General features: G+C 75.0%; 11 protein-coding genes. 6 read left to right on the forward strand and 5 right to left on the reverse strand.

Going from position 1 to position 9,229, the window contains the following annotated elements; genetic code table 11:
- Positions 1-96 precede the first annotated feature (96 nt).
- Positions 97-978, forward strand: a complete 882-nt coding sequence (locus tag CNO22_RS22780) for a glycosyltransferase family 2 protein (protein ID WP_269799622.1) — start codon at positions 97-99, stop codon at positions 976-978.
- Between the two features lie 41 nt (positions 979-1,019).
- Here the strand turns inward: CNO22_RS22780 and CNO22_RS29380 are convergent, their stop codons facing one another.
- The 4 genes from CNO22_RS29380 to CNO22_RS22800 all read right to left on the reverse strand — a co-directional run bounded on the left by CNO22_RS29380 (position 1,020) and on the right by CNO22_RS22800 (position 3,798).
- Positions 1,020-1,190 carry a TraR/DksA C4-type zinc finger protein gene (locus CNO22_RS29380; RefSeq protein WP_232807269.1) on the reverse strand — a complete coding sequence of 57 codons (171 nt, stop codon included), beginning with the start codon at positions 1,188-1,190 and terminating at the stop codon, positions 1,020-1,022.
- A 213-nt stretch (positions 1,191-1,403) separates the two neighbouring features.
- Positions 1,404-2,021 carry a class I SAM-dependent methyltransferase gene (locus CNO22_RS22790; protein WP_100501569.1) on the reverse strand — a complete coding sequence of 206 codons (618 nt, stop codon included), beginning with the start codon at positions 2,019-2,021 and terminating at the stop codon, positions 1,404-1,406.
- 14 nt (positions 2,022-2,035) lie between these two features.
- Positions 2,036-3,322, reverse strand: a complete 1,287-nt coding sequence (locus CNO22_RS22795; protein ID WP_100501571.1) for a YibE/F family protein — start codon at positions 3,320-3,322, stop codon at positions 2,036-2,038.
- 50 nt (positions 3,323-3,372) lie between these two features.
- Positions 3,373-3,798 carry an STAS domain-containing protein gene (locus CNO22_RS22800; protein ID WP_100501572.1) on the reverse strand — a complete coding sequence of 142 codons (426 nt, stop codon included), beginning with the start codon at positions 3,796-3,798 and terminating at the stop codon, positions 3,373-3,375.
- A 258-nt stretch (positions 3,799-4,056) separates the two neighbouring features.
- Between CNO22_RS22800 and CNO22_RS22805 the strand changes: the two genes are divergently transcribed.
- From CNO22_RS22805 to CNO22_RS22825, 5 genes are all read left to right on the forward strand, one after another.
- Positions 4,057-4,554, forward strand: coding sequence for an Hsp20/alpha crystallin family protein (locus CNO22_RS22805; protein WP_100501574.1), 498 nt, complete (start codon positions 4,057-4,059; stop codon positions 4,552-4,554).
- 90 nt (positions 4,555-4,644) lie between these two features.
- Positions 4,645-5,001 (forward strand): helix-turn-helix domain-containing protein, encoded by a 357-nt coding sequence (locus CNO22_RS22810; RefSeq protein WP_100501575.1) that lies wholly within the window; start codon positions 4,645-4,647, stop codon positions 4,999-5,001.
- 79 nt (positions 5,002-5,080) lie between these two features.
- Entirely contained in the window at positions 5,081-5,377 is a 297-nt protein-coding gene (locus tag CNO22_RS22815) for a metal-sensitive transcriptional regulator (protein ID WP_100501576.1), read from the forward strand.
- A gap of 25 nt (positions 5,378-5,402) precedes the next feature.
- The gene (locus CNO22_RS22820; protein WP_100501577.1) at positions 5,403-5,612 is read left to right on the forward strand and encodes a heavy-metal-associated domain-containing protein; all 210 of its coding nucleotides are present in this window, start codon (positions 5,403-5,405) and stop codon (positions 5,610-5,612) included.
- Positions 5,613-5,658: 46 nt separating this feature from the next.
- Complete coding sequence (locus CNO22_RS22825; RefSeq protein ID WP_100501578.1) at positions 5,659-7,962, forward strand: heavy metal translocating P-type ATPase; 2,304 nt, start codon at positions 5,659-5,661, stop codon at positions 7,960-7,962.
- A gap of 66 nt (positions 7,963-8,028) precedes the next feature.
- Here the strand turns inward: CNO22_RS22825 and CNO22_RS22830 are convergent, their stop codons facing one another.
- Positions 8,029-9,135 carry an epoxide hydrolase family protein gene (locus tag CNO22_RS22830; protein WP_100501579.1) on the reverse strand — a complete coding sequence of 369 codons (1,107 nt, stop codon included), beginning with the start codon at positions 9,133-9,135 and terminating at the stop codon, positions 8,029-8,031.
- Positions 9,136-9,229: the final 94 nt, after the last annotated feature.

A 9,229-nucleotide genomic window follows, 5' to 3' on the forward strand; every position in this document is an offset into this window, starting at 1 on the left:
AGATGTGTCTAAGCGACAGCCCCCACCCCTCGCAGGCTCGGGACGGGCCCCGGGACGGGGCCGGGGACCCTGCAGGAGGGCCGGCCCGACCCGCGGGTGTCGGTCGTGGTCATCACCCACGAGCGCCGCGACGAGGTGCTGCTGGCCCTGTCCCGGCTGGTCGCACTGCCCGAGCAGCCGCACGTCGTCGTCGTCGACAACGGCTCCACCGACGGGACGGCGCAGGCGGTTGCCGAGCGGTTCCCGCAGGTGGAGCTGGTCGCCAGCCCGGAGAACCTCGGCGCGATCGGCCGCAACGTCGGCGTGGCCCGGGTGGACACCCCCTACGTCGCCTTCTGCGACGACGACACCTGGTGGGACCCGGGGTCGCTGCGCACCGCGGCCGACGTCCTCGACGCGCACCCGCGCCTGGCCGTGGTGGCCGCGCGGATCCTGGTCGAGCCGGGCGGCCGCGAGGACCCGATCGTCCCCGAGCTGCGCGACTCCCCCGTCCAGGGTGCGGACTGGCTGCCCGGGCCGGCGCTGGGCTCGTTCCTCGCCGGCGCCTCGGTGCTGCGGCGGGAGGCGTTCACCGAGGTCGGCGGCTTCTCGGAGCGGCTGTGGCTGGGCGGCGAGGAGGAGCTGATGGCCGGCGACCTGGCCGCCGCCGGGTGGGAGCTCTGCTACCTGCCCGCGCTGACCGTGCACCACCAGGCGTCGAAGGCGCGCGACTCCCACCGCCGGCGCCGCGACGGCATCCGGAACACCCTCTGGACGACGTGGCTGCGCCGGCCGGCCCGCCCGGCGCTGCGCCGCACCGTGCACCTGCTGCGCACCCTGCCGCGGGACCGGGTGACCGCCCAGGGCCTGTGGGCCGCTGCCCGTGGACTGCCGTGGGTGCTGCGCGAGCGGCGGGTGCTGCCCCCGCACGCCGAGGCCCGCTTCGCCGCACTGGAGCACGCCCAGCGCACGTCGACCGCGCGCCGCTACGTGAGCTGATCGAGCGGCATTTTCCGCGGAAATCGCCCCGGACCGGGGCGTCAGGTCGCGCAGTCGATGCAGGTGCGCGCGGCGGGGCGGGCGGCCAGCCGCTCGGGGGCGATCGGCCGGCCGCAGGTCTCGCAGACGCCGTAACCGCCGGCCGCCCGCCGCTCGAGGGCGGCGTCGACGTCGGCCAGCCGCCGGCGCGCCGACTCCAGCAGCGCGGCCACCTGCTGCCGCTCGAAGGCGATGGTCGCGCCCTCGGGGTCGTGCTCGTCGTCGGCGTTCGACTGCCGCGACGCGGCGACGACGGCGTCGAACTCGCCGGTCAGCGCGGCGATCTGGGCGAGGGTCGCCCGACGCTCGGCCTCCAGCGGGTCGCCGCCCCCGGCCCCGTTCAGGGCACCGCCCCGAGCCGGCGCGGGGTGGGGAGGACGGGGTCCTCACACACGGCGCAGCAGCCGCAGCGACCCGGTGCCGGGCAGCTCGGTGAACTCCCCCGACGCGAGCACCCGCCGATAGACCCCGTAGGGCGCCTGGCCGCCGTCGGCCGGGTCGGGGAAGACGTCGTGGATGGCCAGCGTGCCGCCGACGGCCAGCTTCGCCACCCAGGCGTCCTGGTCGCGGAGCGCGGACTCCTCCGTGTGCGACCCGTCGAGGAACAGCAGCGCGAGCGGGGTGGCCCACAGCGGCGCCAGCACCTCCGAGCGCGCCACCACCGCGATGACGACGTCCTCGGCGCCGGCGTCGGCGATCGTCCGGCGGAACCGCGGCAGGGTGTCCAGCAGGCCGACGGCGGGGTCGACCAGCGACGGGTCGTGGTACTCCCAGCCGGGCTGGTGCTCCTCGGAGCCGCGGTGGTGGTCGACGGTGACCACCTGCCGGCCGGTCTCCCGCGCCGCGGCGGCCAGGTAGAGCGCCGACCTCCCCATCCAGCTGCCCACCTCGAGCAGCGGCCCGGGGACGGCGACCGCGCGGGCGGCCTCGTACAGCGCCGTCCCCTCGTCGTCGGGCATGAAGCCGGGGGCGGCACGGGCGGCGGTGAGCAGGTCGCGGGTCACCGCCCCAGCGTGGCTCACCGGGCGAACCGGGCCCGCAGGGCGGTCAGCCGCTGGTCGGTCACCGCGCCCGCCCGGGTGCCGGCGGCCTTGGCGAAGAACGCGCCGGCCGCCGTCGTCACGGGGACGGCGAGCACCAGCGCGATCGAGCCGACCAAGGTGCGGATGACCTCCTCGGCCATGGCCGAGGAGGTGAGGACGACGTCCCACGGCTGGGCGTAGACCTCGAAGAGCATGAGCAGCGGCAGCGAGGCGCCCGCGTAGGCGAAGACGATCGTGTACACGGTCGAGGCGATGTGGTCCCGGCCGACCGCCATCCCCCGGCGGTAGAGCTCCTGCCAGGTCATGTCGGGGTCGACCTCGTGCAGCTGCCAGATCGCCGAGGCCTGGGTGATCGTCACGTCGTTGAGCACGCCGAGGCCGGCGACGACCACGCCGGCGAGGACCAGCCCGGAGAAGTCGAGCGCCGGGTCGTACTGCAGCAGCGTGGTGGTCTCGTCGCTGGTCAGCCCGGTCAGCCGCGCCGTGGCCACCCCCACCGCCCCGAGGACGGCGACCAGCGCCAGCCCGAAGAGCGTGCCCACCAGCGCCGTCGTGGTCCGCGCGGAGAAGCCGTGCGCCAGGTAGAGGACGACGAACATGATCGCCGCCGAGCCGACCAGGCTGACCAGCGTGGGCGAGGAGTCGCCGAGCAGGCCGGGCAGGAGGAACTGCAGCATCACGAAGAACGCGAACGCCAACCCGACGAGCGCGTTGAACCCGCGCAGCCGGGCCACGGCCACGGTCACGACGGCGAAGGCGACGGTCAGCGCCACGATCGGCACGTCCCGGTCGTAGTCGTAGAAGGCGTACTGGCCGGCGCCCTCGACGCCGGCGTCGCGGGTGAGCACGAGGACGTCGCCCTCGGTGATGCCCGCGGCGTAGACCTCGGCCGGGAGCTGCAGCTGCTGGAACTCCCCCGCGCCGTCCCCGTCGAGCACCTCCACCACGACGGTGGCGCAGGTCAGCGGCTGCGCCGGCTGGCCGCCGCCCCCGGGCACCGAGCAGTCGAACGGCTCGACGGCGGAGACCCGGCCCTCGGGGTAGGTGGTGCCCGGTGGGAGGAAGAGCTCGGCGGCCTGCTCCGCGCGGGTCGGCTCGTCGCCCGGCCAGAGCACCAGCAGCCCGACGACGGTGGCCAGGCCGACCGGTACGAGCAGCAGGAGCATCAGCCAGACCGCGCGCCGTCTCCGGGTGAGCACCTCCGGGGTCGGCGGCGGGGCGTCCGGGTCGGGACCGTGGCTGTGGGGGTGGCTCGGCGGCACCCGGTCAGGCTAGGAGCTGCACCGCGCGGCGCCGTCCGCGACACCGGCACTCAGCCGGCGCCCCCCTCCCGGTCGACGCGGTCGTCGACCTCCGACTGGTACTCCTCGACCGAGAAGCGCAGCCACAGCCCGGACAGCTGCAGCGGCCGGGCGACCGCGGCCGGCGGGGCGACGAGCACGACGTCCACCCCGCGTGGCCGGCCGAGCTTCTGCAGCTGCACCAGTACGGCCATGCCGGCGGAGTTGAGGTAGGTGGCCGCGCGGAGGTCCAGGCGCACCTGCCGCAGGTCCGGACGGCCGAGCAGCAGGTCGGTCATCGTCCGCACCAGGGGCCGGCGGGCGCCCTCGGTCAGCTCGCCACCGACGGTCAGCGTCGCGACGTCGCCATCGAGGTCGGTGGTCACCTCGGGCTCCACGTCGCCGCGTCGCTGCTGCCCCGGTTCCCCCTGCGTGTGAGGGGCGTTCGTGTCGTCCACGGCCGTCTCCTGCCCCGGGGAGGCGTCACTCACGCGCGGACGTGCGCGGCGACCCCGACCTCGCCTGCCGGTCCTCGTGCGCCAGCGGCCCGGTTCACCGGCGTGGGCCTGTCCGCGCGGACCGGCGGCGGACGTCCGGAACAAATTTGGCGGATGGACGTTTACTCGGGTGCACGCACGAGGTAATCTCCAGTTGCCATCAGAGGTTCACCTCGGGCAGCGAACTCACCAGCACGTACACAGGAGGTTGACACAGCCATGGCCATGCTGACCGCCTACGACCCGTTCGCCGCCACGAACGCCGCCTTCCGGGCGCTCGACCAGCTGACCGGCCGGCCCGGCGGGCTGACCGCCCGCCCGCTGTCGGGCATGCCGATGGACGCCTACCGCGTCGGTGACAACTTCGTCGCCCACTTCGACCTGCCCGGCGTCGACCCCGGCTCGATCGACCTGCAGGTCGAGGGCACCACGCTGACCGTCACCGCGGAGCGCTCGGTGCCGCAGCTGGAGAACGTCGAGTGGGCGATCGCCGAGCGCCCGTACGGCAGCTACACCCGGCAGCTCGTCCTCGGCCGCAGCCTGGACACCGACCGGCTCGAGGCGCACTACCACGACGGCGTGCTCACCGTGAGCATCCCGGTCGCCGAGAAGGCGCGGGCCCGCAAGATCACGGTCACCCGTGCCGACACGCCGGTATCGGTCGAGGGGCGCACCATCGAGGGCGAGACGTCCGGGCGCAAGTCCGTCGAGAGCTGATCGGCGACGAGTCCCGAGGGCCGGGTCCGCACGGACCCGGCCCTCGCGCTTCACCGGCCCAGCGCTCCCTGCAGACCCCGGAGGACCGCCATGACCGCTCCCGCCTCCCGGGACGGCGACCCGCTCGGCCGCCTCGACGACCCGGACTTCCCCGCGCTGACCATGAGCCAGGCCGCCGCGCTGCTCGGCGTCCAGGCGGCCTTCCTGCGCAGCCTCGACACCGCCGGCGTCCTCCAGCCGCACCGCTCCCCCGGCGGGCACCGCCGCTACTCCCGCCACCAGCTGACCCTGGCCGCGCGACTGCGCGGCCTGCTCGACGACGGGCACACCCTCGCCTCGGCGGAGGTGATCCTGGGACTGCAGGACGAGCTGGCCGACGCCCGGGCCGACACCGAGCGGCTGCAGGCCACGGTGGACCGACTGCGGGCGCGCGGCGCGGACGGGTGACGCACGGCGCAGGACACCGGGATGCCCTAGGGGGGTATGGTTGCTCCTGAGCGCCCACCGGAGCGTCGGGAGGACACCCGTGGAGACCACCGGCCAGCACGGCTACATCCACCGCAAGGACGACTACCTCAAGCGGCTGCGCCGCATCGAGGGCCAGGCCCGCGGGCTGCAGCGGATGGTCGAGGACGAGAAGTACTGCATCGACATCCTCACGCAGGTCTCGGCGATGACGAAGGCGCTGCAGTCGGTGGCCCTCGGCCTGGTCGAGGAGCACCTGTCGCACTGCGTCGTCCAGGCCGCGCAGGCCGGCGGCCGCGAGGCCGACGAGAAGGTCCGCGAGGCCTCCGAGGCGATCGCCCGCCTCGTCCGGTCCTGACCCACCCCCGAGAGGAACCCCTGCCATGAGCACCGCCAGCTACACCGTCGTCGGCATGACCTGCGGCCACTGCGTCAACGCGGTGACCGAGGAGGTCAGCGCCGTCCCCGGGGTCACCGCCGTCGACGTCGACCTCGCCAGCGGCGGCCTGACCGTCACCAGCACCGAGCCCGTCGACGCGGCCGCCGTCAAGGCCGCCGTCGAGGAGGCCGGCTACGAGGTCGCCGGCAGCTGAGGGAGCCCGTCGTGCACATCCCCGTGACCGGAGAGGAGACCCTGCGATGAGCACCCCCGACGTCCGCACCGGCGAGGTCGAGCTGCTGATCGGCGGGATGACCTGCGCGTCGTGCGCCGCCCGCGTCGAGAAGAAGCTCAACCGGATGGACGGCGTCACGGCGACGGTCAACTACGCCACCGAGAAGGCGCGGGTGAGCTTCGGCGGGGACGTGACGACCGACGACCTGATCGCCACGGTCGAAAAGACCGGCTACACCGCGGCGCTGCCCGAGCCGCCCCGGCCCCGTCCCGAGGATCACCCCGAGCCGGCGGACGACGACCTGACGCGCCCCCTGCGGCAGCGGCTGCTGGTCTCGACCCTGCTCACCGTGCCCGTGGTCGCGATGGCGATGGTCCCGGCGCTGCAGTTCCAGTACTGGCAGTGGCTCTCGCTGACGCTGGCCGCGCCGGTCGTCGTCTGGGGCGGGCTGCCCTTCCACCGCGCCGCCTGGACCAACCTGCGGCACGGCGCGGCCACCATGGACACGCTGGTCTCCCTCGGCACGGGGGCGGCGTTCCTCTGGTCGCTGTATGCGCTGTTCCTGGGCACCGCCGGCGAGCCCGGCATGACCCACCCGTTCGAGCTGACGATCGGCCGCACCGACGGCAGCGCGAACATCTACCTCGAGGCCGCGGCCGGGGTGACCACGTTCCTGCTGGCCGGCCGGTACGTCGAGGCCCGCTCCAAGCGGCGGGCCGGGGCGGCGCTGCGCGCGCTGCTGGAGCTCGGCGCCAAGGAGGTCACGGTGCTGCGCGGCGGCACCGAGACCCGGGTGCCGGTCGACCGGCTGGCCGTGGGTGACGTCTTCGTCGTCCGGCCCGGGGAGAAGATCGCGGCGGACGGCGTGGTGACCGAGGGGGCGTCGGCCGTCGACGCCTCGATGCTGACCGGCGAGTCGGTGCCGGTGGAGGTCGGCCCCGGCGACGCGGTCGTCGGCGCCACCGTCAACGCCGGCGGCCGGCTGGTCGTGCGCGCCACGCGCGTGGGGTCGGCGACGCAGCTGGCGCAGATGGCGCGGCTGGTCGAGGAGGCTCAGAACGGCAAGGCCGAGGTGCAGCGGCTGGCCGACCGGGTCTCGGGCGTCTTCGTGCCGGTCGTGCTGGTGCTCGCCGTCGCGACGCTCGGCTTCTGGATCGGCGCGTCGGCCGGCCTGCCCGCCGCGTTCACCGCCGCGGTGGCGGTGCTGATCATCGCCTGCCCGTGCGCGCTGGGGCTGGCCACGCCGACCGCCCTCATGGTGGGCACCGGCCGCGGCGCGCAGCTCGGGATCCTCATCAAGGGCCCCGAGGTGCTGGAGTCCACCCGCGCCGTCGACACCGTCGTGCTCGACAAGACCGGCACGGTCACCACCGGCCGGATGACCCTGCACGACGTCGTCCCGGCCGGCGGCGAGGACGCCGACCGGGTGCTGGCGCTGGCCGGCGCCGTGGAGTCCGGCTCCGAACACCCGGTCGCCCGGGCGGTCGCCGAGGCCGCCGCCGAGCGCACCGGCCCGCTGCGGCCGGTCGCCGACTTCGCCAACGAGGCCGGGCTCGGCGTGCGCGGCGTCGTCGACGGGACGGCGGTGCTCGTCGGACGCGCCGGCCTGCTGGACGGCATCACCGTCCCGGCGGAGCTCACCCGGGCGCAGGCCGAGGCGGAGGCCGCCGGGCGGACCGCCGTGCTCGTGGCGTCGGACGGCGTCGCCCGCGGGGTGCTCGCGGTCGCCGACGCGGTCAAGGAGACCTCGGCCGAAGCCGTGCGCCAACTGCGCGACCTGGGCCTGCACCCGGTGCTGCTGACCGGCGACAACGCGACGGTGGCCCGCGCGGTCGCCGCCGAGGTCGGCATCGACGAGGTGGTGGCCGAGGTGCTGCCGCAGGAGAAGGTCGACGTCGTCAAGCGGCTGCAGGACGAGGGCCGGGTCGTGGCGATGGTCGGCGACGGGGTGAACGACGCCGCCGCGCTGGCGCAGGCCGACCTGGGGCTGGCCATGGGCACCGGCACCGACGTGGCGATCCAGGCCTCCGACCTGACGCTGGTGCGCGGTGACCTGCGGGCGGCGGCCGACGCCATCCGGCTGGCCCGGCGCACCCTGACGGTCATCAAGGGCAACCTGTTCTGGGCGTTCGCCTACAACGTCGCGGCGATCCCGCTGGCCATGGCCGGGTTGCTGAACCCCATGATCGCGGGCGCGGCGATGGCGTTCAGCTCGGTGTTCGTGGTGACCAACAGCCTGCGGCTGCGGCGGTTCGCGCCGCTGCCCGGCAACGCGGACGCCACCACCGCCGTCCCCTCGGGCCGCCGCACCGCCGTCCCGGCAGCCTGACCGGAGGCCGTCCCCCTCCGGGGAGATCGTGCTCTGCCCACACCGGTGGGCAGAGCACGACCCCGATCAACGCGCGACGACACGGACGAACCGGCGGAGCTCCTCGACCAGCAGGTCGGGGACCTCCATCGCGGCGAAGTGCCCACCCCGGTCGAACTCGGTCCACGAGACGAGGTCGACGGCCTGCTCGACCGCTGCCCGCGGCGGGCGGAAGAGGTCGTGCGGCAGCACGGCCACCCCGGTCGGCACGTCACGCGACCAGCCCGGCGTCGGCGTGTGCGCGCGTTCCCAGTAGAGCTGCGCCGACGACGGCCCGGTGCGGGTGAACCAGTACACGGCGACGTTGGTCAGCAGCTGGTCGACGTCGATCTCGCTCGACGGGTCGGTCCACTCGGCGAACCGCTCGGCGATCCAGGCGAGCAGGCCGACCGGCGAGTCGGTCAGCGCGGGCGCCAGTGAGAGCGGTCGGGTGCCCTGCACCTTGGCGTAGCCGGACAGCTGGCGGGCGTAGTGCGCTGCCTTCTCCTCGGCGGCCGGGTCGCCGTCCATGGGCACCCCGGGCGTCATGGTGACGTGCAGGCCGGCGGCGTGTGCTGCGTCGGCGGCGGCGAGGTCGCGCCCGACGTGCGCGCCCCAGTCGCCGCCGTGGACGACGTAGCGGTCGTACCCGAGCCGGGCGACGAGCTCGCCGACCGCGCGGGCCATCCGGGCCGGCGTCCAGCCGCCGTCCGGCGTCGGCCCGGAGAAGCCGTACCCGGGCAGCGAGGGGACGACGAGGTGCACCGCGTCGGCCGGGTCGCCGCCGTGCGCCGCGGGGTCGCTGAGCGGCCCGAGCACGCGGAGGAACTCGACGACCGAGCCGGGCCAGCCGTGCAGCAGCACCAGCGGGACGGCGTCCGGCTCCGGGGACCGCAAGTGCAGGGCGTGCACCCGGGTGCCGTCGATCGTCGTCGTGACCTGCGGCCAGGCGTTGAGCGCCGCCTCCTGGGCACGCCAGTCCCAGTCCGACGCCCACCGCTCGACGAGCGCGCGAACCCGCTCGACCGGGATGCCGCGGTCACCGGGGAGGTCCTGTGCGACCGGCCAGCGCGTGCGCCGCAGCCGCTCGGCGAGGTCGTCGACGTCGGCCTGCGGGACGTCGACACGGAACGGGGTCACGGCGGTCTCGGTCACCTCCGGAGCCTGCCCCACCCTCGCGGGTGCGGCACACCTAGAAGGGGGGGCGGCTGTCTCTTATACCACACTGGAGATTCCGGAGACCACATCA

Origin of the sequence: Geodermatophilus chilensis, assembly GCF_002802985.1 — a bacterium.
GTDB lineage: Bacteria > Actinomycetota > Actinomycetes > Mycobacteriales > Geodermatophilaceae > Geodermatophilus > Geodermatophilus chilensis.

Bases quoted from the DNA above. Each gene is read 5' to 3' on its own strand.
- CNO22_RS22805 (WP_100501574.1), top strand. From the start codon at position 4,057: ATGGCCATGCTGACCGCCTACGACCCGTTCGCCGCCACGAACGCCGCC.
- CNO22_RS22810 (WP_100501575.1), top strand. From the start codon at position 4,645: ATGACCGCTCCCGCCTCCCGGGACGGCGACCCGCTCGGCCGCCTCGAC.
- CNO22_RS22820 (WP_100501577.1), top strand. From the start codon at position 5,403: ATGAGCACCGCCAGCTACACCGTCGTCGGCATGACCTGCGGCCACTGC.
- CNO22_RS22825 (WP_100501578.1), top strand. From the start codon at position 5,659: ATGAGCACCCCCGACGTCCGCACCGGCGAGGTCGAGCTGCTGATCGGC.